The organism is Lysinibacillus fusiformis (genome assembly GCF_003049525.1).
In the GTDB taxonomy this organism is placed as follows: Bacteria; Bacillota; Bacilli; order Bacillales_A; family Planococcaceae; genus Lysinibacillus; species Lysinibacillus fusiformis.
In genome coordinates this window covers 193,876-218,124 of record NZ_PYWL01000003.1, presented here as the reverse complement: position 1 = coordinate 218,124, position 24,249 = coordinate 193,876, and the positions used below count along the sequence as shown (strand labels likewise).

General features: G+C 35.8%; 29 protein-coding genes and 2 pseudogenes. 7 read left to right on the top strand and 24 right to left on the bottom strand.

The features are described 5' to 3' along the window. Positions 1 to 94: 94 nt before the first annotated feature. Both C9J29_RS24620 and C9J29_RS09950 read left to right on the top strand, forming a co-directional pair. A pseudogene (locus C9J29_RS24620) lies at positions 95 to 284 on the top strand (stress protein); the annotation flags it as partial. A gap of 157 nt (positions 285 to 441) precedes the next feature. Continuing rightward, the gene (locus C9J29_RS09950) at positions 442 to 1,479 is read left to right on the top strand and encodes an Ig-like domain-containing protein (RefSeq protein WP_164908731.1); all 1,038 of its coding nucleotides are present in this window, start codon (positions 442 to 444) and stop codon (positions 1,477 to 1,479) included. A 328-nt stretch (positions 1,480 to 1,807) separates the two neighbouring features. Here the strand turns inward: C9J29_RS09950 and C9J29_RS09945 are convergent, their stop codons facing one another. From C9J29_RS09945 to C9J29_RS09930, 4 genes are all read right to left on the bottom strand, one after another. Continuing rightward, positions 1,808 to 2,185, bottom strand: a complete 378-nt coding sequence (locus tag C9J29_RS09945; protein ID WP_107922081.1) for a hypothetical protein — start codon at positions 2,183 to 2,185, stop codon at positions 1,808 to 1,810. 31 nt (positions 2,186 to 2,216) lie between these two features. Then, complete coding sequence (locus tag C9J29_RS09940) at positions 2,217 to 2,507, bottom strand: hypothetical protein (RefSeq protein WP_107922080.1); 291 nt, start codon at positions 2,505 to 2,507, stop codon at positions 2,217 to 2,219. A gap of 88 nt (positions 2,508 to 2,595) precedes the next feature. Further along, positions 2,596 to 3,120: a hypothetical protein gene (locus tag C9J29_RS09935; RefSeq protein ID WP_107922079.1), complete on the bottom strand. Its 525-nt coding sequence runs from the start codon at positions 3,118 to 3,120 to the stop codon at positions 2,596 to 2,598. Positions 3,121 to 3,374: 254 nt separating this feature from the next. After that, positions 3,375 to 3,710, bottom strand: a complete 336-nt coding sequence (locus C9J29_RS09930) for a hypothetical protein (protein WP_107922078.1) — start codon at positions 3,708 to 3,710, stop codon at positions 3,375 to 3,377. A 208-nt stretch (positions 3,711 to 3,918) separates the two neighbouring features. Between C9J29_RS09930 and C9J29_RS09925 the strand changes: the two genes are divergently transcribed. After that, positions 3,919 to 4,737: a DUF4393 domain-containing protein gene (locus C9J29_RS09925; protein WP_107922077.1), complete on the top strand. Its 819-nt coding sequence runs from the start codon at positions 3,919 to 3,921 to the stop codon at positions 4,735 to 4,737. 260 nt (positions 4,738 to 4,997) lie between these two features. Here C9J29_RS09925 and C9J29_RS09920 read toward each other — a convergent pair whose 3' ends face one another. The 11 genes and pseudogenes from C9J29_RS09920 to C9J29_RS24300 all read right to left on the bottom strand — a co-directional run bounded on the left by C9J29_RS09920 (position 4,998) and on the right by C9J29_RS24300 (position 11,043). Then, positions 4,998 to 5,234 (bottom strand): hypothetical protein, encoded by a 237-nt coding sequence (locus tag C9J29_RS09920; RefSeq protein ID WP_307723775.1) that lies wholly within the window; start codon positions 5,232 to 5,234, stop codon positions 4,998 to 5,000. Continuing rightward, positions 5,176 to 5,337 carry a hypothetical protein gene (locus tag C9J29_RS25220; RefSeq protein ID WP_473808333.1) on the bottom strand — a complete coding sequence of 54 codons (162 nt, stop codon included), beginning with the start codon at positions 5,335 to 5,337 and terminating at the stop codon, positions 5,176 to 5,178. The genes C9J29_RS09920 and C9J29_RS25220 overlap by 59 nt, the downstream gene beginning before the upstream one ends. A 236-nt stretch (positions 5,338 to 5,573) precedes the next feature. Continuing rightward, a complete protein-coding gene (locus C9J29_RS09910; protein WP_107922075.1) occupies positions 5,574 to 6,608 on the bottom strand; it encodes an Ig-like domain-containing protein in 1,035 nt (344 codons plus the stop codon). 123 nt (positions 6,609 to 6,731) lie between these two features. After that, positions 6,732 to 7,409, bottom strand: coding sequence for a M15 family metallopeptidase (locus C9J29_RS09905; RefSeq protein ID WP_107922074.1), 678 nt, complete (start codon positions 7,407 to 7,409; stop codon positions 6,732 to 6,734). 37 nt (positions 7,410 to 7,446) lie between these two features. Further along, entirely contained in the window at positions 7,447 to 7,809 is a 363-nt protein-coding gene (locus C9J29_RS09900) for a phage holin family protein (protein ID WP_107922073.1), read from the bottom strand. A 158-nt stretch (positions 7,810 to 7,967) separates the two neighbouring features. Continuing rightward, positions 7,968 to 8,288, bottom strand: a complete 321-nt coding sequence (locus C9J29_RS09895; protein ID WP_107922072.1) for a hemoblobin-interacting domain-containing protein — start codon at positions 8,286 to 8,288, stop codon at positions 7,968 to 7,970. 27 nt (positions 8,289 to 8,315) lie between these two features. Next, positions 8,316 to 8,534, bottom strand: a pseudogene (locus C9J29_RS25115) (hypothetical protein); the annotation flags it as partial. A gap of 343 nt (positions 8,535 to 8,877) precedes the next feature. Further along, entirely contained in the window at positions 8,878 to 9,192 is a 315-nt protein-coding gene (locus C9J29_RS09890; protein WP_107922071.1) for a hypothetical protein, read from the bottom strand. A 21-nt stretch (positions 9,193 to 9,213) separates the two neighbouring features. Continuing rightward, the gene (locus C9J29_RS09885; protein ID WP_107922070.1) at positions 9,214 to 9,678 is read right to left on the bottom strand and encodes a hypothetical protein; all 465 of its coding nucleotides are present in this window, start codon (positions 9,676 to 9,678) and stop codon (positions 9,214 to 9,216) included. Positions 9,679 to 9,697: 19 nt separating this feature from the next. Beyond that, positions 9,698 to 10,744, bottom strand: a complete 1,047-nt coding sequence (locus C9J29_RS09880; RefSeq protein WP_107922069.1) for a hypothetical protein — start codon at positions 10,742 to 10,744, stop codon at positions 9,698 to 9,700. After that, a complete protein-coding gene (locus C9J29_RS24300) occupies positions 10,744 to 11,043 on the bottom strand; it encodes a Gp37-like protein (RefSeq protein WP_115648617.1) in 300 nt (99 codons plus the stop codon). The genes C9J29_RS09880 and C9J29_RS24300 overlap by 1 nt, the downstream gene beginning before the upstream one ends. Positions 11,044 to 11,049: 6 nt before the next feature. On the opposite strand from C9J29_RS24300, the gene C9J29_RS09875 reads away from it, so the two are divergent. Further along, positions 11,050 to 11,727, top strand: coding sequence for a tyrosine-type recombinase/integrase (locus C9J29_RS09875; protein ID WP_164908732.1), 678 nt, complete (start codon positions 11,050 to 11,052; stop codon positions 11,725 to 11,727). Continuing rightward, positions 11,678 to 11,962, top strand: coding sequence for a tyrosine-type recombinase/integrase (locus C9J29_RS09870; RefSeq protein ID WP_107922067.1), 285 nt, complete (start codon positions 11,678 to 11,680; stop codon positions 11,960 to 11,962). Before C9J29_RS09875 ends, C9J29_RS09870 begins: the two co-directional genes overlap by 50 nt. A 109-nt stretch (positions 11,963 to 12,071) precedes the next feature. Here the strand turns inward: C9J29_RS09870 and lepA are convergent, their stop codons facing one another. The 4 genes from lepA to gpr all read right to left on the bottom strand — a co-directional run bounded on the left by lepA (position 12,072) and on the right by gpr (position 18,398). Then, a complete protein-coding gene (gene lepA / locus C9J29_RS09865; RefSeq protein WP_008179541.1) occupies positions 12,072 to 13,898 on the bottom strand; it encodes a translation elongation factor 4 in 1,827 nt (608 codons plus the stop codon). 257 nt (positions 13,899 to 14,155) lie between these two features. Beyond that, on the bottom strand, positions 14,156 to 16,039 hold the full coding sequence (locus C9J29_RS09860; RefSeq protein WP_008179544.1) for an acyltransferase family protein: 1,884 nt from the start codon (positions 16,037 to 16,039) through the stop codon (positions 14,156 to 14,158). A gap of 414 nt (positions 16,040 to 16,453) precedes the next feature. Further along, positions 16,454 to 17,296: a stage II sporulation protein P gene (spoIIP, locus tag C9J29_RS09855; protein WP_237068797.1), complete on the bottom strand. Its 843-nt coding sequence runs from the start codon at positions 17,294 to 17,296 to the stop codon at positions 16,454 to 16,456. 85 nt (positions 17,297 to 17,381) lie between these two features. Then, positions 17,382 to 18,398, bottom strand: coding sequence for a GPR endopeptidase (gpr, locus tag C9J29_RS09850; protein WP_008180896.1), 1,017 nt, complete (start codon positions 18,396 to 18,398; stop codon positions 17,382 to 17,384). Between the two features lie 163 nt (positions 18,399 to 18,561). On the opposite strand from gpr, the gene rpsT reads away from it, so the two are divergent. Next, positions 18,562 to 18,810: a 30S ribosomal protein S20 gene (rpsT, locus tag C9J29_RS09845; RefSeq protein WP_008180898.1), complete on the top strand. Its 249-nt coding sequence runs from the start codon at positions 18,562 to 18,564 to the stop codon at positions 18,808 to 18,810. Positions 18,811 to 18,904: 94 nt separating this feature from the next. Here rpsT and holA read toward each other — a convergent pair whose 3' ends face one another. Continuing rightward, the gene (gene holA / locus C9J29_RS09840; RefSeq protein ID WP_096365201.1) at positions 18,905 to 19,915 is read right to left on the bottom strand and encodes a DNA polymerase III subunit delta; all 1,011 of its coding nucleotides are present in this window, start codon (positions 19,913 to 19,915) and stop codon (positions 18,905 to 18,907) included. Positions 19,916 to 20,190: 275 nt separating this feature from the next. Here holA and C9J29_RS09835 point away from each other — a divergent pair, with 275 nt between their 5' ends. Beyond that, entirely contained in the window at positions 20,191 to 20,328 is a 138-nt protein-coding gene (locus C9J29_RS09835) for a YqzM family protein (protein WP_004226902.1), read from the top strand. Positions 20,329 to 20,360: 32 nt separating this feature from the next. Here C9J29_RS09835 and C9J29_RS09830 read toward each other — a convergent pair whose 3' ends face one another. The 4 genes from C9J29_RS09830 to C9J29_RS24295 all read right to left on the bottom strand — a co-directional run bounded on the left by C9J29_RS09830 (position 20,361) and on the right by C9J29_RS24295 (position 24,214). Continuing rightward, positions 20,361 to 22,520, bottom strand: a complete 2,160-nt coding sequence (locus C9J29_RS09830; protein ID WP_237068796.1) for a DNA internalization-related competence protein ComEC/Rec2 — start codon at positions 22,518 to 22,520, stop codon at positions 20,361 to 20,363. A 131-nt stretch (positions 22,521 to 22,651) separates the two neighbouring features. Then, entirely contained in the window at positions 22,652 to 23,221 is a 570-nt protein-coding gene (locus C9J29_RS09825; RefSeq protein ID WP_008180909.1) for a ComE operon protein 2, read from the bottom strand. 108 nt (positions 23,222 to 23,329) lie between these two features. Then, on the bottom strand, positions 23,330 to 23,965 hold the full coding sequence (locus C9J29_RS09820) for a helix-hairpin-helix domain-containing protein (RefSeq protein ID WP_008180910.1): 636 nt from the start codon (positions 23,963 to 23,965) through the stop codon (positions 23,330 to 23,332). Positions 23,966 to 24,064: 99 nt separating this feature from the next. Continuing rightward, positions 24,065 to 24,214, bottom strand: a complete 150-nt coding sequence (locus C9J29_RS24295; protein ID WP_170110033.1) for a hypothetical protein — start codon at positions 24,212 to 24,214, stop codon at positions 24,065 to 24,067. Between the last annotated feature and the right edge of the window lie 35 nt (positions 24,215 to 24,249).

Here is a 24,249-nt window from a genome sequence, read left to right as displayed (position 1 = left end):
TTAACTATTACAATATAAAGATAAATCAATGAGACCAAAATAGCACGTTTAAGCTGTTTTGGTCTTTATATTATTTGCCCTGTGAAATAATAATCTTTATTCCTTCAAAGATAAAAAAGGATTAGAAAAAGCAAAATCATATTATGATGAATTAGGTAAAGAGTCTCCTTTACTTTACTCACCACACACATGCAAAAGGGCTGTTTTTAATACAAATGAATGGTGATATGAAAGATGCTGAATTTGAGAAGTTTAAAAATTCAATGGACGAAGCATTAAAATAATATTATTTTCAAAAATTAGTCATTCAAATGAGGGGCTTTTTTTATTATCAAAAATAACAAATTTTTATTATGGTAAATAAGTCCTTCATTGTTTAAAGTTGTTTTTATAGGTTTTTTTAAGTAATTGCCTTAAATAATCTTAAAGGAGGATACATAAGTGAGTAAGTTATTGAAAAATGGTTTTATTTATCTAGCATTAACGTTTTTTGTACTAGTTAGTATTAGTGTTGAAAGTGCATCGGCAGCAGAAGTAGTAGATTATGAAGAAGGGGTAACTAATTTAAATAATACACCTGAAAACAGTGCGGTAATCGGTGATCAGTTGCTTAAACCTGAAAAAGGATGGAAGCGATATGATGATTCAAACCCATTAATAAATTATACAAACATGTATCGATTTTCGCACGAAGACTTGTACAAAAAAAGTCGAGTACAAGGTTATAATAAAGATATGAGTTTAACCTTCTATTTTGTGGGAACTAAATTTATGTTATTAGATTACATTGCTTATAATAGGGCGGATTTCACAATTACTATTGACGGTGTTTCTGAAGCAGCTACGGCAAAAGGTTATGGTATAAAAAGTCAGTCTATATACTATAAAAAAGTAGATTTACCTTATGGTAAACACAAAGTAGAGATAAACATAACAAATAATGTAAACAACGATACTTTTGCTCTAGATGCTATTGATGTGGACGGATTATTAATATCAGAAAATGATGTTCCGAATATTGAATCCATAACTTTAGACAAAAATAGGCTAGAATTACTTGAAGGTAGCCAAGATAAGCTAATAGCAACAACTACACCTGATACTACAAAAGTAATATGGTCATCAAGTGATGAATCAATTGCTACTGTAGATCAGGATGGTAACGTCACGGCACTTCACGAAGGTGAAGCAATAATTACTGCCAAAATTGAAGGTACTGATATTGCAGCCACTAGTACAGTAATTGTTAAGAAACCAAACAATGAATTTTCAAATGCTATTTTAAGCATTACATTAGTAAACGGTATAACAAAAGAATATGATGTTACAAATACAGTTTTAAACAATTATTTAAATTGGTTTGAAAGTGCACAAGGTACATCAACATTCAAATTTACTAAAACAATTTCACCTTATAAAAAAGTAACGGAATATATTGTTCATGATAAAATCGCTTCATTTGAAGTAAGAGAATATTAAACAAAAAATGACCAGGTACTCACTATGATATGCTCCCTATTAGGTAGACAGATGAAAAAATAAAATCTGTTTATCTAAGGGGAGTATTTTTTATGGGTCGAAGCAAACATCCACTCGAGTTAAAACTACATATCCTTCAATTGTTTGAAGAAGGTAACTACTTGTTTCCAACATACACGTACAAGCTATCTTCCTATGCATAATAAAAAGCCTACACTTTTTGGAGTATAGACTGAATTATGTATTTAAGGAGATTTAAATTTTATTCTTTCTTAATCTAATAGCAATATCCAATAAATTTGCTGTTCTTATAATTTGAGTATATTTATTAAAAGAATAAGTAACAATCCACAAAATCATTAATACATATATACATATATACATATATACATAAGATTATAATAATTATCGGTGAATCATACTCTATAGTCTTTGAAAAAACAGCTACTAGAATCGCGAATAGAGTAAAAATAGCTGTTAATGCAGCAATTCCAATAGTAGCATCGAAGGTAACTCGATCTTTATATTTTAAGGTGCTTTCACTCATAATTTCCAATTCATTATAAGAGTATTTGTTCATATTACCTTTAATATAATCCTTTACAGTTGTATCTTCTTTGATATTTTTACCCTGTAAATGAGATTTAAATTCTGAATGAATTTCTTTATAGTTATAAATTTTATAATACCTTTTATTTTGCTCCATTTATTCCCTCCGGTTAAAAGGTCACACCTGGTTAGATGTGACCTTTAATTGCTTTCCACCCTGCGTCTGTCGCTTGGATTTTTATTTCTTCAAAATTACCAACGCTAGAGCGATCTAAATAAATATTACATTGTTCATTTTCGAAATTCCAAACTACACTTGTAACTAAAAAGTCTTTCCTAAATCCAGAATCATAAACATAATCATTTTTTCTTGGAATATGATCAGTTTCAAGGCTTTTATATAGTGAGAAATTTTTACTGTCATCGAATTCAGTAAACGTAAAATTCTCACTAAATTTTAAAATCAAATTAATAAGCATCAATAACACCTCCCATCTACCTAAATCATAGGATAAATGGAACAGATTGTCATCATAAAAAAAAGACTACCAATTTAGTAGTCTCGTATTAAATGATTTTTAATGAATGTATATATCTTGCTTGATTGTAAAGTTTGTAAATTCTGTTTATGTAAAATAACGAAGAGAAATAAACTAAACAAATTCCTACATATATAAATAAACCCATTTTGAGAGCAAAAATTTCTTTTTGACTGCCATTATATTGCTTGAATGTACCCATTACATTGTCATTATATTGTCTTTCTTCATTCCACAACAGTTCCAACTCCACACTTTCTAATTGATACATGTCGCCGTTAAAGTTTTGGAAATAACCACTTCCAATACTGTTAGTCATAATTGGTATCATAAAAAACATTACAACTAAAATTGAACCTATGAATGTTAAAATGGCGCCTCTTCTATTGTTTTGAAAATGTAATTCTATTTCTAGGGTGCTAATTATTTTTTCTAATTGTTCTTTACTTAATTTTTTCATTTTTTCTTCTGTTTTATATTTTTTTAAAATAAATTTAACGTCATACAAACCTCGATTTAAACTCATTTTCTTTTTCCTAAATAATTCAAACATTGCTATTCTCCTCCTTTCCTCATTGTAAATGATAACATAAGACCATACAAAAAAAAGTATGGTCCCATGCCTAAAGGAGGATTTCGCGATTAATAACTATATTTGAAAAACTATCACAATATCAATTTACTACAGATTTTTGCGAACTTCCCTAGTGTTAAGAAGTTCACTTTTATACCCATCCAATTCTTTCCGCTGTTTTATCAATCAGAATGTTACGTTTCCTTAGCACCTTATGACGTGAGATATACAGCTTATCGACTATGTCTTCCCACTCGTAACAGCCATCCGTATCCCAGTAACGCAAATCTACAATGGTACGCATATCCCTCGTCTAACTCGTTGTATAGGTCTTCCACAGTCTTAATGATACGTTTTAGGTTTTGGTAGTAGTCATCATTGGCTAGAAGCATTGCCTTCTTGGCTGTCGTGTCAGAAATCGCATTACTACGACCTCCAACCATTTCGCCACCTTCATTATGTGGATGCAACAGTTCCCATTCACGATATTTTAGTTTCTTCCTATTTTGCTCCAGTTCAATCCAATATCGTTCAATTGTCTGTATATCACTACGCGATAACGTAGGCATGTGCAGCACCTACCTTTAGTTCAATCTTTTAACATATTTCAAATTAATTCCAATTAAATCATTTTTTACTTTAAGAATTTATCTGCCCACAAGCAACTGTTTTCCAAAACCCTAGTTTAAAAATAGAACATGAAATTAAAATGGGATGATTTTGTATTGTTTCTATAGTTACAATCTCCTATAATATATTTGGAAAGGTGGATAAATAATGGAAATAAATATAATACCTAAATTTATTGATGAAGCTGCAAGTGCTCCAGCACAAGCAGTTGGTAATACTCTAACTGACCTTTGGAGTTTAACAATTGGAAATCATGTTTCTCTTTGGACAAAAAAACAAGAAATACGTCAACAAAAAAATCTTCAAAGTTATATACAAAAAGTAGAAGATAAAACACAAGAAATTCCAGATGAATATATCAAAGAGCCAGAACTACATATTATAGGCCCTGTGATAGAAGCTTCTAAGTATTATATCGATTCTGAAGAACTACGAGAAATGTTTGCAAATTTGATTGCTTCTTCAATCGATATTAGAAAGTCTCAAAGTACTCATCCTGCGTTTGTAGAAATAATAAAACAACTTTCACCATTTGATGCTCAAAACATAAAAGTTTTTCAAAATCCAAATGATACAAAAGGTTCAAACGGTGCTTTTCCAATTGTAAATTATGGTATAAATTATGGTTCTGAAGGACACAAAATACTTCATAAACATGTATTTTTACCTAATCTCGAATGTGATACAGACGCAATTGCTAGTTCGCTAATTAATTTACAAAGATTAGGTTTAATCTCTATAGACTCCTCAAAGCATTTGTATGATAATAAATTATATAAAAGATATGAAGATCATAAGCTATACACTGATATATCAGAATCAATTAAAACTAATGAACATGATGCAGATTTTATCGGAATTCTAAAAGATCTAAGTATAAGTTTTGATGATGTCCAACCGTATATTCAAAAAGGTTCAGTTGGAATAACACCATTAGGCAAAGATTTCATTGATACATGTTTATAAGGGCATATTTTTTTTATTTTGTGTTTGTTCAATTTCTCTCATAAACTGTTTTTCTATTTTTTTCTAATTTAGTTATGAATTTCACGAATAATAGACATACTATAACAATGACTGTAATAATAGAAAATACACTTACTATTACAGTCATTTCGTATATTAACGATGGTCAAAATGCCCCTCTCTTTAGGTAGTTCTTCATTTGATGATAAAAATGGTAGTAAATAAAATTCCCACTAAACTTATTATCTAAGTAGACAATTTCAAAGCCGTAACGAGCCAAGTAATGCAAGTGGGTCGTATTTACTTCTGTAGTTTCCATTTATTATTTTTTGGTAGCCTTCTGGATCTTCAAGAAGGATTGTGAATGGCATATTCTGCGCTCGAATAAATTCGTTTTCAAAGCGTATACGCTCGTCCTTACCTAAGTTTCCTACAATCTCATCTACACTCGCTTTGCGTTCTACTCGCCAATAACCTTTTTGAATCGTAATAATCATGTGTTATGTCTTTTAGTAACTTATCAAGGATTGGTAAATAAACTTTACTCATTTTCAAATTTTCAATTACTGAGAAATCACATTGCAATGATTGAACTGCCATTTCTAGAATTAAAAATTTATGAAATAGTCGCCGTTGTTCAGGATTCAACATACAAATCCATCCTCTCGATAAGAACATTCGTTTGCATTATTTTAGAACAAACTTTTCTGTTTTGACAAGCATTAATTTGTGGAAATAAAAAAACAGGCACTCAATTAATAATGAGCACCTGTTATGTGTTTGAATAAACCATATCCAAATTAAATTCTATAAAAGACTAACTGCAAAATACTATATTACTTATAATTATCAACAGTAAAGCTAACAATTTTGTCATACATAATATACTCTGTTCTTGAAATAATATTTCCAGTCGTTACATTTAATTTAAATTTATAGTACGGTTTCCCTTGTCCAACTTCACGACCATCTAACCAATTCATAAACTGATCAATTTCTGATAAAGATAAATCATACTCATGAATATCTTTATTTGTCATAGTAAGTCTTAAAATTGCTCTAGTGCCAATTTCTCCTGTTCCATCTTCTTTTACAGTAACCTCGGCTGTTGCTGTTAAGTTACTTCCATCTGTAGTCGCCACAGTAATTGTTACTTTACCAACTTTTTTCCCAATTACATTCCCATTACTATCAACAGAAGCAATCTCAGGATCGCTACTTGTCCAAATTAATCCAGCACTATCAGGCGTAACAGTTGCTACTAAGGTTTCACTAGAACCTGTTGTTAATTCAAGTGTTTCTTTGTTTAGCTTTAGAGATTCAGCTAATTCCAAATCTGGATGAATAAGTGTACCATCAGTATCAATGTCTATAGCATCCAAACCGAATAAAGACCATCCACTTCTTCCTCCTTTGAAATTATCAATAACTACTTCATGAACTTTGTCATCTAAACCTAATTTCTCGTATGATAGGTTCATGTATTGGTTGTTTAATACCATCGAGAAAGATTCTGTAATCCCATCTATAGTAATGTCCACACTACTTGCTCTATAGTCTGGCGCCCCTGTAGGTGTAATAATTCTAAGGTTTTTACCTTTAAATTTAAATCGTACCTCTCCATGAGTTGAGTAGTTCGCGTTAAAGCTTGTAGTTCCTTTGTACGCTTGAGTTACTTTGTAACCCAAATGTGGAAAATTGGTATATTTAATTGCAGAATGTGTGTCATCAAATCTCTGCCAGCCGGACTCAGGTTCTTTTAATTGCTCTCCAACAGTAGCTGCTTTAGCTTTGTTTCCCTCGATATCTAGAAGTGAGAAACTAAATAGTATAGCTATAGCTGCTGATACTATTATTAAAATCTTTTTCATAGTAATCCTCCAAAGTGATATTAATAGATTAATTATCCTATTTAAAAAATAATATAATCGACTTAATTATTATTCATTTTATTACATATTTCAATATATATTTCTTCATATAACAAATATAGGTTAATACTTTTCATTAATACGCTGAGCAATAATGATTTTCAAACCTTCAAAATCACCACTTGTCATCGTACCTTGATCGAATTTATCAAGCCACGACTTATCGATTTTCTTTTTATCCACTGATTGTTTAATGTAATCACGTACAGCTGCTTTAGTTGTGTCATTAGTGAATAACATTTTATCATCATCCTTTGCAATTGGTTTAGTTGTATTGCCTTCCACAGTTAACTGAACTTGGTATTTGCTATTGGTTGGAATAATCACTTGTCCTTCAATTTTGTACCCCTTTGGCATAATCCAATTTGGCTTGACCTCGAAATGAGGACGATCAATATTACCTGTCCAATCCCCACCCCATTCAATGTCTAGCTTACGTGCAATAGCTCCTACTCGGCTTAGGGTTGCTACATCATATAAAGACTGTGGAGGACCAACAGCAATATCCCAAGCTAATCGAGACTTATGGTTGCTGTCTAGTGTCCAAGTAACAATCTGCCCTGGTCGAGTTCTTCCCTGTGCAAAAACGTACTTCTGTCGTTCTTGTGAGCGATATATTTCAGTAATAAAGACGTTCTTAATGCCTGCCTTAAAGCACTCATGGAATAACAATCGACAGGCTGTTTGTGCAACTGGTAATAGTTCAGAAATATCTCGGCAGGTTGTTGTAATGCTTGTCATTTAACTTCACCCTCTCCTGTTTTATCCTTCACGATTGCTAAAATATTTTTAATGAAGTCAGGCATTGGTAAGCCATTTTTGTACCATTCTCTGTAATAGTTATAAACTCAAGTACACTAAATGCAATGGCTGCCCCATCCCCTGCATACTCAATGCCAGGTATCACAACGGATAATAAATAAACGGAACCGACCAACATTAAATAATAAATCTTTCGAATGATACCGTTGAAGCCTGTACGACTGTTTAAGTTTTGATTAACAATACCGCCCATAATTCCTGTAAGGTAATCAATAGCCATAAAGCCAATCAAAACAGTAACAGCCATTCCTAGACCATCCACTGAATATGAAACGATTGTGCCAATTGCTCCACTTACTGCAGCAACCCATTTTTCCATTTGACCACTTCCTTATTTGCATAATAAAAGCCCTCCACAATCTGTGGAAGGCATAAAAAATAACGCTAGCTTAATGCTACGTTTAATTTGTTACTCCATAATTTAAAATAGATATACAAGAAAGACCTCGCCCGAAATAGGCGAGGTAAAACAAATTATTAATTTACATCAACTGATACCGTAGCATCTGTATATCCAGTTGCTTTTATTGTCCAGATATACTTGCCAGTAATAGAATATGTTCCGTGTACAAAAAGAGCTATATTGCTATTTTGAACTGTAAAATCTCCGTTAGCTACTTTGTAACTTACTGGAGTATCACTTTCTCGTTGCAAAATTACCTCTGTTATGGCTTGTTCATAATTTACATCATATGTGTTTATTCTAACATGAGGTATAGCACCTGTTACATTAGTCATCACTGTATACGTAGATGGTGTTAGTATTTCCGGTTCTACGCTAGATGTTGCTAAACTCAATATCGGTGCCCCTACTGATTCACCTTCATTAGCAATTGGAGTTACTTCAAAGAAAATAAATTTCCCCTCATCCGCTGCTACTAATTGATATGCTTTTGATGTTGCGCCAATAATAATTGTTTTATTTGAACCACCAGCGTCAGCCCGATACCATCTAAATGTAGATGTACCTTCTGAGTCATTTTCATTGTCTGAATACGTGTAGTCTCCAGTTAACGTCTGTCCTACTTTTGCTTTTCCGCTAATAGTTACATTATTTGCTTTTGGTGCTTGATTGCTATTCTCGTCTTATACCCTATGGCTTTATAACGAGCCTTCACCGTACGAGCGACTTTCATCGCATACGGCGATCCGTCAACGATAATTTCTATAAACTCATTTCCCCATCAGTTAATATAGCAAAGGTATCTCTCAAAAAACTCTCAAAGTTTTATACAATAAAAAGAGCGCTAGCTTATGCTGCGTCTACTTGTTTACTGTTCATCTAAAATTGCTTGTTTATATGGTTCAGGTACATCTACAATCGTTATCCGATGCATATCAATTAAGAATAAGTACCCTCGTAATTTAGGTGTGAATACAGTCTCCATTATGCATTACCTCCTGATACTAAAATTGTTTCCCACAGATCAGCTACACTACCTTTTAGTGCTTGATTCTCTTTTTCTAATTCATCAATTTTCTTCAATAATTGATAAGCTGGTACAATCTGCTTTGTTGTAAATGATGCAGTAACGTTTCCATCTTGGTCTACTCTATCAACAGTAATAATAAATTCAAGTTCCATACCGATATCGAAACTATCACTCTTAGCAATGGAATGACCTTCAACCACCGACTCTGGCACTGTTTCGTGAATTTTAATCACTAACTTTGTATCATCATCGTATTCTAAATAAAACATCTTATTCACTCCTTTTTCTTGTTATATTTGCACGACTGTACCTAACGGATTGGAAGCGAAACAGATAGCAAGTACATCACTAGTTGCCCACGTATCTGGATTTGTTCTCCCACGGGCGTATAATTGCACTCGATCACCATTATTTATATCAAAATCCTCTGAATAGAAAGTACCTGAACTACTATTATTGTCTCTTATAATACCTTTTGGTACGCCATTGATATATATTTGACCATAGACATGTTCATAACCTTTTCCAGTTCCTGAGCCATACAGATCAAATGTAATTCTGACTCTGCCACTGAAATTACATATAATTTCTTTGATTTTTTTAAAATCGCTCGTGTATTGCACTGTATACCCTACTGATGCTACAACAGCCGCATCACCAACACTAGGCGTTGGTGAACCAATAAGATTACTTGTTACACCATCAATAGTTACACCATTTTTAATGTTTCCAGGAATCAATTGAGATAAATTCAATGTACCTGACTTCACTCCATCAGGTGAACCAAACGTCTTGCCTTGTCGTACATCGTTTGCTGTAACTGTTCCATACTCCCCCCCCTTCATCCGCTAAGAGAAAAGATGCTCCATCATAAGTGACAGAGTATATTCCACCAGCTTTTAAATTTCCGGCACTTAATGCAATACCACCATTTTTTCTGAGGGGTTTGGCACCTAGACCGTTAACATTCAAAGTGGTTGCGCCTGTATTTGCTATTGTATTTTTAAATCGTAAGGTGAAACCTTCTGTTAAAGTAGTCGGTGCAAGCGTTAACGTGACAACTAATGTATTTGTACCAGTAGCAATTCCGTAGTTATTATGTTTAACTAAATCAGCTATATGTGGGTTAACTATTTGTTCTAAATTGGCTACCCTAGCTGCTAAGTTAGCAGCAACATCTCCATCTAAAATATCCTTAATGGATTCAAACCAAGTTAAAAATTCTTGTTCTTGTATCTCCTGAAAAGCAACAAGTTCTCCTGCAACACTGCCTTTAATGTCGTTAAACCAAGCTTGATATTGATTGAAAATTGTAGTTGTATCAACTTGATTTACTGTGCCATGTACGATTCCGCACAGAGTGCTATTTAACCTTTGATCGGTAATATTAGCTTGTGTAATTTGAGTAGCACCATTATTAATCAAAACATCAGCAAGGGCTAGCTCATAAGCGTCAGCATCGCGTTGTAATGTAGGAGCTGCTGGACTACTTGCAAATGTACCTTTTTTGACTACGATTTCTATCTTTCGAGTTAAATGATTTAGGCGCATAACAACTCGATCAATACGCTTTAAAACACCATCCGCAACATCTAATGACAACACATGATCTCCATCACTAAAAATAAAATAGCCGTCAATCCAGCCACTTCCTGGTTTAACGACTACTTTCATATTCTGATATGCAGCTACTTGAAGGTTCGAGGATGGATTCGGAAAAACACCATTACCTATAAAGGTAGCAAAATATTTGGCGAACCACCATGCATTGTATTTACGATCACCGTTGACACTGTTAAAAATACCATTATATATCGTCATTACTTATTCACCTTCTTTATTATCTTTTCGTAGATAGTTGGGATATTGCTACCAAAGTTAATACTAAGCGTTATTCCTTCCTTATTGCTTGTTAAAGTGGCTGAAATAACACGTGGATGCAAAATGCGTTGTATCTCGTCATTTCGTACACTTACTCGATCACCAAGCTTATAATCAATGTTGTACGTAAATTGACTATACATATCTACTTCACTTTCAAACGTTTCTATGATTTGATATTCAGACAATTTTTCATCTCCACGATTTCGAAGTGCCTCATCATATTCTGCTGGAGTCATCGTTTTTTGATCTATAACTATGAATCAACTATTAGAAATCATATCGTTCCACACTTAGGAAAGTATAAAGTTAAATCACTCACTCCCCATGTGTTGCAACAATTCATTAATTTAAAAACACGTGAAGGTTACGCTCGGCAAACATTAAGTATAATCATAGGTATCTTAAGCAAAGCATTGAATCATGCAGTATACCCCTACAAATACATTAAAGAAAACCCCATGCATTATGTTGAGTTAATGAAAGATAAGAAACGGAAACCAACTCGTGAGGAATTAAAGATACAAACTAAAGAAAATCTAAGGCTTATTAATAGTTCTTTAGATGAAGAACACCCTTTTTATTTACCATTTCATATTGGGTTACATTGTGGGTTGCGGGTAGGAGAAGTTTGTGGACTCGAATGGAAACACATAAACTTTGAAGAAATGACATTGGAGGTTGAACAACAATTAGTTGCCATTAAAGATGAGAATGGGAAAGCACAATGGCAACCTAGACCTCCAAAATCAAAGGCTGGTTATCGAACAATTCCATTTGGTAATACACTCGCAGAAATGCTTAAACGTATTAAAAAAGCACAATTAGAAAATCGTTTAAAATACGGTGAGTTTTATCTACAGGATCCTGAACATGATTATGTATGTAAAAAAGAAAAATGGCGAACATTGTACGCCAAGTGAAATTAAATATAATACTAGAAAAATAAGCGAAAAGTTAAATATTAGTTTTAACTTTCATTTCCTACGCCACACACATGCTACAACTTTAATCGAAAACGGTACACCTGTTAAAACAGTACAAAAAAGATTAGGACATAGTCGAGCTGCCGTAACAGAAGATCGCTATGTCCACCTCACTGAAAAAATGGCCCGAGATGCCGCAAACATCTTTGACTCATTTGCTCAAGATATATAAGAAAAGAATTTCTAACTTATTTTTTTATGGTGGGGAATTGGTGGGGAACCCCACCAAATTGATATAAAATCAATTGTTTAAAACCCCTATAAACGCTGTTACATCAACTTTACTTCGTATCATCCATCTTCAGTACAGCCATGAATGCCTCTTGTGGGACTTCGACTGAACCTACTTGTTTCATACGTTTTTTACCTTCTTTTTGTTTATCAAGAAGCTTGCGTTTACGTGAGATATCCCCACCGTAACATTTCGCTAACACGTTTTTACGGATAGCTTTAATTGTTGAACGTGCCACAATTTTTTGGCCAACTGCTGCTTGAATTGGAACTTCAAATTGTTGACGTGGGATTAATTCTTTTAATTTTTCAACGATAATTTTACCACGATCATAGGCAAAATCACGGTGTACGATAAAGCTTAGTGCATCGACTTGCTCAGCATTTAGTAAAATATCCATTTTCACTAATTTTGATTGCTTGTAACCGATTAATTCGTAGTCAAATGATGCATAGCCTTTTGTATTTGATTTCAAATAATCAAAGAAATCGTACACGATTTCTGATAAAGGCATTTCATAAATAATACTTACACGAGTTGTATCAATATAATCCATTGTCATGAAATTACCGCGCTTCATTTGACATAGCTCCATGACCGCTCCTACATAATCATTTGGCACCATAATTGTAGCTTTTACATAGGGCTCCTCTACACGATCAATTTTTTGTGGATCTGGCATAAAGGAAGGATTATCTACTTTGATGGAAGAGCCATCTGTCATATGGACTTCGTAAATTACCGAAGGCGCAGTTGTAATTAGGTCAATATTAAATTCACGCTCAATTCGCTCCTGAATAATCTCCATATGTAGTAATCCTAAGAATCCACAACGGAAACCAAAACCAAGTGCTTGAGATGTCTCAGGCTCATACTGTAGAGCCGAGTCATTTAACTCTAATTTTTCTAAAGCTTCACGTAAATCATTGTATTTGGCTGTATCGATTGGGTATAAACCACAGTATACCATTGGATTTAAGCGACGGTACCCTGCTAGTGGCTCAGTAGCTGGACGGTTTGCATAGGTTACTGTATCCCCTACTCGTGTGTCCCCTACATTTTTAATAGATGCTGTTAAATAGCCTACATCCCCAACCGTTAATTCAGATTGTGGCACAACTTTTGGTGTATGTACCCCAACTTCAATAACTTCGAATTCCGCTCCTGTTGCCATCATGCGGATTTTATCTCCAGGCTTTACAGTTCCATTGATAACACGAATGGAGATGATAACACCTTTATAGGCATCATAAATTGAGTCAAAGATTAAGGCTTGTAGAGGTGCATCTGGATCACCTGTTGGTGCTGGTACCTTTTCAACGATTTGCTCTAAAATATCCTCAATCCCAATTCCTGCCTTAGCAGAAGCTAATACTGCTTCAGATGCATCTAACCCGATGACATCCTCCACTTCTTGACGTACGCGTTCAGGATCTGCTGCTGGTAAATCAATTTTATTAATAACAGGTAATATTTCTAGATCATTATCAAGAGCTAAATAAACATTTGCCAGTGTTTGCGCTTCAATACCTTGTGCAGCATCCACTACTAAAATGGCGCCCTCACAAGCAGCTAAACTACGGGAAACCTCATATGTGAAATCGACATGTCCTGGTGTGTCGATTAAATGAAATGTATATACTTCACCGTTTTTTGCTTCGTACTTTAATTGAACTGCATTTAATTTAATCGTAATGCCTCGCTCACGCTCTAAATCCATTGAGTCGAGGAGCTGTGCTTTCATTTCACGGGATGTTAATGATTTTGTTTGCTCTAAAAGACGGTCTGCAAGCGTTGATTTCCCGTGGTCAATATGTGCAATAATAGAGAAATTCCGTATATTCTCTTGTCGTTTTAAACGTGCTTCTCGGTTCATCTTTTCCACTCCTAATTAAACTATAATGAATTATACTATGAACGCTACTCAAAGTACAACAGCAACTAGACTAGAAAGCCTATAATATCAATACTTTGGATGTTTGCTACCGCAATTAAATTTCATAGTTTTAAGTATATAAATACAGTGGGATTGGACTCCTCAATAAGAATTGATTGAAAAAAACATTATATTCTACGAAATAAAAAAAGTCAGCTACACAGACAAAAGCTGTATATACTGACTTTTTTATTCATTTATTTGTTGATGGATTGTTGAATAAGATTTGTTAAAACTTCTACACCCTTTTTCTCTAAATGAACACCATCTGGAGCGAAGTATTCTGGATGATTAAGGGCTGCCGCATGCCAGTCAATGAGTGTAATATTTTCATGTTCCTCTGACTTTTGGAGTAAAGACGCATTCACTTTCCCTTCCCATGAACGAGGCACACGTGTATTTACTAAATAAATATCTGCATGAGCAAATGCAGCAAGAAGTGTATCTATTTGGTCATTCGTAAAATAGCCATTTGTCCCTAATTGGATTATTATCGCATTATTAGATTGATTAAAACTCGCATAATTTGGTGCTAGCTTGACAGCTTGTGAAACTTGACGACCTATCTTCCCATCAATTGTAATGTTCGGAAAAACCTTATGTAAGCTCGTTGCTATATCGATCATAACAGAATCACCAATTGCTAGTATGTTTTGATAAGCATCCTCTTTCTCAGGCACAACATTTGTTTCGTGTTCTTCTGGCTTTGGTGTTTCTATATCTGGAACATCAACTTCTTCTTCCTTACTAGGTGAAGGATTGTCAGTTGTTTTGTCCGGTTCTTTTATTGGATTAGCAGTAGGTTCATCACCATTAATTTTAATGGCAGTTGGATACGAATCCTTTGAACTTTGCTGGCCTTCTCCCACGACCCCTGTAATCCCTGTGAAAAATACAAGAAGGAAAAGTGGAGCCATGACAGTAGATACTTTTCTTGAAAATGTGAGGCTCCCCCATTTCTTTTTATTGAATACGAAATATTTCCGATAATATGCCCAGAATCCTTCTTTACGGATCGGCATTTCAATAAAGCGATAGGAGCATTCTGCAATCGTCACGATGAGTACTAACTGAAGCGCAATTCGCCAATAGGAGGGGTTTCCAATTTCATGAATAGGTGTGCCTAATACCATGACGGGGTAGTGCCAAAGATAAATACCGTAGGATCGTGAGCCAATCCAACATAGTGGTTTCCACGCAAGTATTCTTCCTAAAATACTAACTGGATGACAAACACAAGCAATTAATACGGCTGCATTCAAGCAAAATAGGAACATTCCGCCTCTATAAAGGAATGTTTGAAATTCATCCACATACATAATGCTGACAAGAAAAATAGTAAACGAAATAAAGCTAATACTATTTAATTTCTTCATATGGTTTATTGATAATTTTTGTGATGATAGTCTTTTCATTGGCCAAATAAGCGCTAACCAGCAGCCAATTAATAATTCAAAACAGCGTGTGTCCGTTCCATAATATACACGACTCGGATCAGCACCTGGCTGGTAAAGTATTGCCATTAATAGGGCCGAGCAAATAGCTCCAATAAAAACAATCTTTGCTAGTTTACTTTGTTTTTTTACAACATACAGTCCTATCATTAAAAGTAATGGCCAAATAACATAAAATTGTTCTTCAATGGCTAATGACCATAAATTTTTTAAGGGTGATGGAGAACCGAAACTATCAAAATAAGAAAGTTTATGAAAAATGAACCACCAATTACTTGAATAGAAAATAGAAGACAGTGCATCTCCACGTAATGTATGAAGGAGCTCTTTATGAAAGAGCATTGCCCAAACAAATGATGTAATAATCATAACGTAGGCAGCCGGTAGTAACCGTCTAAATCGTCCAATCCAAAATTTCTTTAGACTGACTGTTAATTGGTTGCCCTTTAAAGGTAACATGGTAGAGGTGATTAAATAGCCTGATAGCACAAAAAAGATATCAACTCCTAAAAAGCCACCTCTAGCCCAACTGAAGTTAAAATGATAAGCAATAACTGCTAATACAGCTAATGCTCGAATCCCGTCTAGTCCAGGAATGTAACGATGATTTAATGACTTGCCTGACATACTATTCCTTCCTTCAATAATCTATAAAACCTATTGTCAAGTATTGTGAAACCTTGATTGAAAACCATCCCCTCTCAAATGATTAGTTTGTTCACTTATATGTTTGACGTTTGAGAAACGATAAAAGTTTTAGAGAAATATTGAATGTCATTACTTTTCTAGTCTCTTATAAAATTCATTCTCTACATATGTATTTCTAAAAAGGCATTACCATAAATGGTAGATACTACAAAAGCTCTTTCACCCTGTTAGCATATGCCTTCATTCATTATAAAATCGTGAGCCAACTTGAAAATTATAAGGCAAGAATTGAGCAATGGAAAGCCCAATAATTAGATTTTTTTCTGGAAATTTTTATTATAATAAAATATCAAAAAGCGAGCCTATAGGAGACTCACTTTTTGACTACTATGTTTATTTTTTTGAATCATTAACAAATGCCTTTGATATGGCTTTCCCGATTACCGCAATCGTTCGATTTACCTCTTCTTCTGTATTGCCAATCCCACCGATTTCAATAATCATCATTTGCTTTGCTAAATCTTGATTATATCTCCCATCGACACCATCTCCACTTTTGGAAATAACACCTTTTGATATTTTCGGAACGATGGCATTCAATGTGGAAGATAAACTTTCTGCATAAGCTGTGTTCCAGCGGTAATTAGCATGCTCTGCCCCAACGACGATAGCGATTTTCGCATAGTTTTCCCCATTATATGAGATCGTTGTAAGATCATGTTTTAAGGAATCACGATGTAAATCTAGTATTAAATCATAATTATTGGTTTCTAAATGTTTACTAAGAAAAGGTCTTATCACATCATAGGATTGATGATAGCCCTTCCCCTGTGCTTGTAATTCCTTCATAGTATCTACATCAAGAATATCCGTCTTTAAACCATTGACATTAAAATGATTCACAATCTTATCCTTCAAGCTCATAATGTTGACCGTTTCATGAGAAGTCGCTACCTTACCACTCACAGCTTTCACCATCGGTTCGTATGCTTCATGCGTATGCGTAAATAATACTAACACCTTAAACGGATCTAAATCTGGTTTGGGCTCTTTCGTTTGTTCAAGTACATTCTGTTCTTCTAGATTAGTAGCGGCAAACACGACTTGTTTATCTTCAGGTTGTTTAATCGGAGTCGATGCTTGCTTGTTGAACGGAAGTTGCCCAGCAATGACAGGTAATACGAAAAAGAACAATAATATACCAAATGACCATTGTAGTTTTTTTAGCAAAGTCACACCCTCCTCCCCATATCGTATGGAGGGGGGGTGTCATTTAGAACGTAAAAATTTTTCCTGATTTATGCATAATGTTAGCTAATTTTTATAAATCACTGGCCCAGTTCATCAGCATTGAAGCGACTAAATTTGCGTAACGATCAATCCAGTAATCCGCTTCTTTAGGCGTTACCATCAATTGTCTATGTGAGGCTGCAAAAGTTTCTTCAAACAATTGCTGACGTTCCTCTCTCGTCCATGTTGCCCATTCCCCGAAAATAGGTTCAACCAATGACATATCTAGCTCCTTGTCGATATTTGGCTGCCATGAGGATAATGATAGCTTCGATGAAGGATTACTACGTTCAGCTACGCGAGCCGCTATTGATCGCAGCATAACTTCTACCGCATCAGCAATTAAAACAGGCGCATCTACCACTGTCGGTATACCAATGGCTGTTACAGGAATGCCAAGCATTTCATAGGAGATTTCTTGCCTTTGATTCCCTACACCTGACCCTGGATGTATACCTGTATTCGTTAATTGAATGGTTTTGCAAAGTCGATTACTAGCTCTTGTCGCAAGCGCATCAACGACAATGACTAATTTTGGCTTTAATCGCTCAGCAATTGCGGCTACAAACTCTCCCGTTTCATAACCCGTTTGTCCAGTGACACCTGGGGCATACATAACAAATTTATCATCAATCACATCTAAACTATGCAAATGATCAATCAGATACGGACCAATCGCATCAGGTGTAATCGTGCGATTACCCAAACCAATAATTAAAATTTTATCGTCCTCTTGCCAGGAGAGCGATTCATGTAATTTTTTAAAATTCTCTAGCAATTCTTGCTCCAACTGTACAAATCCGTCCTGATCTTCTAATGTCAGTGTCGGAACAGAAAGGGTAATATATTGGCCTTCTTTTTTGCCAATTTGCTTCTCACCCTCTCCATCCACTAGCACATCCGTAATTTTCACTCGTCCGGCTGTTCGGTCCTCAATTTGAACGCCACTCGATTGTTTAAGCTTTTCTTTTTGCTCTTTCGTCTGATGGACAACTACCTCTTCAGATTCATCGATTAAATCTGTCCGATACCAGTTAAAATTTTGCATACAAATCACCTCAAGCAGTAGTTTGTTCAAACTGTCAAGTAAATATTCTTTGCATTTATCTATTGCAATTTAGCCAAGCGTTTGTTAAAATGATTTTTGTTGTATTGACACAAGAAATCAATGAGAAGATATCATCTCGTACCTAATTTAGGAGGTGAAATATATGCCAAACATTAAATCTGCGATTAAACGCGTAAAAGTTAACGAAAAAGCTAACATTGCTAATTCTCAAGCTAAATCTGCTATGCGTACTACAGTGAAAAAAGCTGAAAACGCTGTTGCTGACAATGCTGAAAACAAACAAGAACTTTTACAAGCAGCTTTCAAATCATTAGATAAAGCAGCTTCAAAAGGACTTATCCACAAAAACGCGGCGGCTCGTAAAAAGTCTCGCCTTGCTAAAAAAGCGTAATTGTTTAAAGGATCAGATACTCTATTAAGAGTAGCTGGTCTTTTTAATTTTTATCGAAAACATAAAAGCTGTCCGCTATTGGACAGCTTTTGTATTAAAGTTGACGAAGTAAAAAGAGCTCCAAATATCGTTCGCGATTACCACCTGTTGATTTCAACTGTAAATCGACCTCCGCTAGTTGATATAATGCTCTCAGTAAGCTTTCTTCTGACGGACGATTACGTTGCTCCGTCATTAATTTGACACGATACGGATGTATTTTTAAATTTTTGGCGATTTGCTGCGGATGGTACCCTTTTTTCAATAAATAAAAAACATTCGACATCGTGCGAACATTGGATGCTAGTAGTCCAACAAGCATAATCGGCTCTTGCTTTTGTCGCAATAAATCATGATAAATCGACAAAGCGCTGACCGAATCATTGGCCAAATAGGCGTTGAGCATTTTAAAGGCGTCCTGCTCCAATGTTTTTGCCACTAAATCCTCCACTAGCGATACCGTAATTTCTCCGCCTTCACCAAGATAAAGGGTAAGCTTGTCTATTTCCATTTGTAATTGAAGCATGTTCGCCCCAACCATCGTCACAAGAAGCTCGATCGCATCCTGTGTAATGCTATTGCCCTGTGCCTTAACATTACTTTGAATCCAAACAGCTAAATCCTGCTCTTTAGGTGTTTCTGCTTCGACCAGTAATGCATGCTCTTTCATCATTTTTGTCACTTTTTTACGCTCATCTAACTTTTCATATGGAGCAATAAAAACGGTTACGGAAAAATCAGAAGGGTTGGACAACCATGTCTCCAGTCGTTTCACATCATGGTCAATCTTTTCTTTGCCTTTCTCTGTCGCCTTTAAAAATGAAGCATTTTTGGCAATAATGAGCTTTTGCGCAGAGAAAAAGGGAATGGTATCCGCTTCATCCATAACAGCATCAACAGGCACTTCATCTAAATCAAAAGTACTCATTTCCAGCTCGTCTTCTGGTCCCATTGCTTCTTTTATACGCTTAATGGTTTCATCTATAAAATAGCTTTCTTCACCAACTAGTAGATATACTGGTGCCAGCTCACCTTTTTTTATTGTTTTCCAAACCGTTGAAATCATAATTTTCCCTCCATCTAGCAATACTATAAGTATACATGATTTTATCTGGATTGAGCAGGCTACAACCTTGATAGATGCCATACTTATATGGCGTTCATTTGGTAAGCCAATCCAAGATTACGGCTCTGTCGAGCAATCACCAAGCTATCTTAGGTGTCCTGTAGTGAGTTTGACCGAATTGTGTCGATTCCTTGCCAGCCGGGGAATTCTCCTTTTCGATATAGCTTTTATGTACATGTTGTCTTATAATAAATAACAGAATTGGAGGGATAACAATGAATCCATTTGAAGGAAAAAACATACAATGTCGACGTAACGATGCAATCGATTCAGGTGTTGGTTTCGGTGTATCATTTGGCGTTTTCACACTAATGTTTATTATCGCGACAATAGTAGAGTTCGTATCACAGTAATCAGACTTAAATACGAAGGAAAAAGACCTTGATCATTGGACAAGGTCTTTTTCTTTTGCTGTGACTGTCCAACGATTACCCTGAATACGTACTTCGATTGTGCCATCCACCCCCGTTGTCCAAGTAGCTAAATTCCGATTGACAAATCGCTCAACTACCTCTTCATGTGGATGACCATAACGATTTTGAAGCCCAGCACTGAAAACGGTGAATTGAGGTTGTACGAGCTCTACAAATGATTCGATACTAGATGTTTTACTGCCATGATGACCAGCCTTCAGAAGGGTTATATTAGCTATTAGAGGTCCATAATGCATCATAAGCTGTTGTTCGCCATATTTCTCTAAATCACCTGTAAATAACGCTGTAAACGCCTTCTGACGCATGTATAAAACAAGGGAGTCATCATTACCCTCGTAATAGGTATCCTGAGGCCATAAATAAGAAAAGCTAGTCTCGCCTTTCTGCCATGAAGTGCCCTTCATCTTTTCTTTTATAGGAACGTTTTGCTTTTGGGCTTCCCTTAACAAATCTCTCATAATAGGCTGTCCCAACGAACCAGGTGTAACGTGAATTTCTTTCATCCCAATCTCTTGTAAAATCTCCTCGGCTCCTTCCACATGATCAGCGTCTGCATGCGAAACAATAAAAATATCAATGGTTCGTATTCCTTTCCCTTTCAGAAATGGGACTACCACTTGTTTCCCCACCTCGTAAACTTTATTTGGCTTCTTCCATTGCTCTTGTTCAAAGCGTAAAAGGCCACCAGCATCAATGACATATACAGCCTCCCTAAATGGCAATTCAATCACAATGCAATCACCCTGCCCTACATTTAAAAACGTTATCTTTGTGTCACTATAAAGCATTGGGTAAACATGAATCCAGATCGCTGGGATGACTAAAACAACAATCGCATGCCCAAAACGTTTTGTTTCTAAGAAATAGAAACACGCGAGAACGCTTAGCATCGCTAAACAACAAAGCCAGATGGATGGTTTACCTGGTGACCATAATTGAAAAGGCAGTGCTTGTATTGAAAAAATGACATTCGTTAGCCCATTTCGCAGAGGCTCGTAGCCTGCAAATAAAAGGTTTGCTAATGGTAAGGAAATATACGTAAGAACTAACGCTACCATATTAAAAGGTAAAATAACGAAGGAAAACAAAGGAACGAAGATAATATTGACAAAAAACGAGGAAATGGAAAGTTCATAAAAATGATGAAGTAATAAAGGATAGACGAGTAGCTGACAGACGAATGTGACGAAAAAAGAACGGGATATCCAATTGCTAGTCTGGGTAAAAATAAAACTAGAATAAACTAGACTAGCCGCTGCTAAATAGGACAGTTGGAAACCAATTTGAAAGATTACTCCCGGTTCAAGTAAAACAAACCCTGTAAAGCTGATAGCAAGTGCGTCATCGATTGACAGCTCCCATTTCAAATAACGGAGCAACATCATTAATTCTACGACTGAGACTGCTCGCCATACAGACGGAGCACCCCCCGCAATGACCCCGTAGATCGGTAGTAAAATGAGCAAGGCCACAGTCGCCATCTCTTTGCGAATACGTATGCGTAGCAAGCCTTCAAAAAATAACCATGACATCAGTGCTACATGTAAACCAGAGATTGCAAATAAATGAGTGATTCCTAGCTTTTGATAGGCTCGTTGTAGCTCATCATCCATTTGATCCTGCTCTCCAATGAGAAGGGCTTGAGCCTCCGCTACTAGTGTTTGGGGAAATGTCATTTCTATATGTCTTTTCATCTGTTGTCTCAGTTTAGCGAGAAATATGGTGGGGGAACTGCGCTTCTCCATAAAGGTCCAACTAGTGATTTCAACGATACCAGTTGCCCCCTTACTCGTTAAATAAGTTGACATAGAAAAGGCGTAATCATGGACTGATGGAGAAGGAGTCACAAACTCACCTTTCGCAAGATACGTCATTCCTGCTATAGATGTATGTTCATAATTAACTTTTTCTTGTTCTGAGGAAAATGTATATACTACATATAACTTTTGACCATTTGTAGTTGTAGCAAATCCACGGAGCTTTTGGCCGCTTATTTTATAGTCGTTTGACCAAGTTAAAGGGAAAGAGGATGGCAGTGGGGTAGGTGCTATTAATTGAATTGTCACAAAAAAAATATGCGATAATAAGCCACCTATTAACACAATTATCACTAAGAAACGTGACTCACCCTTTAAGATGAGCCACAGGGCTAAAAGAAGTACTAATACGAGTAGCCATGCCGACTTGTGAGCAGCTAAGGAAGCGACAAGTACAGCGAGAGCTATATAAATCCATTTATGCCTTAAAGCTTTATACCAAATAGTGCACTCACCTTCTGTTCATACGGAAGCAATTTTTCTGCTGGCAATCCGTTCTCGCGAAGTTCATGAAGCATCTCTGTATACAAGGCTAGTTTTTCATCTCGTAAAAAATCGATTTTCCGTTCATCAAATGGTACATGGACGACTGTCACACCTGCTTTTTCAAATAATTCTTGAGCATATGGATTATTTTTATAATCAGTTGCATAACAAACACGCTCAATGCCTGCTTGAATAATAGATTTTGTACAGGGGAGACATGGGAAATGAGTCACATATAAATCTGCACCTTTTGTTGGTGTGCCGTATTTAGCACATTGTAGTAACGCATTCATTTCAGCATGCACAGTACGCACACAATGGTTGTCCACCACATAGCAGCCTTTTTCGATACAATGCTCATCACCCGTAATGGACCCATTATATCCCCCTGCTATAATCCTCTTATCGCGGACAACAGTCGCTCCTACCGCTAGTCTTGTACATGTACTACGCAATGCGAGTAAATGGCTTTGAGCCATAAAAAATTGATCCCAAGTAATTCGCTCCATATGACTACCTCCAAAATTTTGCCTTACAAGTTTTTCGATCACGTTGCTTTTCTACTATAGTGTAGCCCTTTTGGAAAAGGGGCGTCAATATGTCATATGCTATTAGCTTTACTTAACTGTAATAGAATCCTTTAATTTCTCAAATGTTTTCTCACCAATACCACTAACATTTCTTAAGTCATCAATAGTTTGAAAGCGTCCGTTTTCCTCCCGATAACTAAGAATACTTTGAGCTTTTGAGGGGCCAATTCCTGGTAATGTGGCAAGAGTCTCCGTATCAGCGATATTGATATTAATTTTTTGATCCTTATTCTCGCTCTCTATAGGTGAAATGAGCAGATTTGTAGATGCATCTTCAAGATGCTCACCCTTGATGGGAATATAAATGACCATTTCGTCCTGGACTTTTTGCGCATGATTAACAAGTTGCGTATCCGCATTCTCAATATAACCACCTGCAAGCTGAATAGCATCGATAATACGATTATCTGGCTGAAGCTCATAAACGCCCGGATACATAACAGCACCCTTTATATCAACAAATATCTGCTGTTGGACCGCCTCTTCCACAGTAGATACCACTTGATTTATTTCTTCAATAGGTTGGATGGTTTCGATGAGCTCTTCTTGGGGAAGTGAAGAGTCAGAACTCGAAAAATAGAAGTAAAAAAATAGTCCACTGATTACTAGTACGCCAGGGATTAGCATACCTTTTTTGTACTTTTGCCATAAAGATTGCAACATAGTACCATCCTTTCAATGCAAAAGGTCATCATATGGAGGTACCCTCATCATACACTAACAAACCTGGATTGCAAACCTGAAAGCAGGGACGGAAAGCTCTCATTTGATCGCTCGATTGGTTATTTTTGTGGTTCTATCCGCCACTTTTGCGGTTCTATCCGTCACTTTGACTACTTTATCCTTCACCCTCGCTGTTTTATCCGTCACTTTTGTTGCGCTATCCGTCACTTTCGCGATTCTATCCGCCACTTTGACTACTTTATCCATCGCTTCCGCTTTTATCC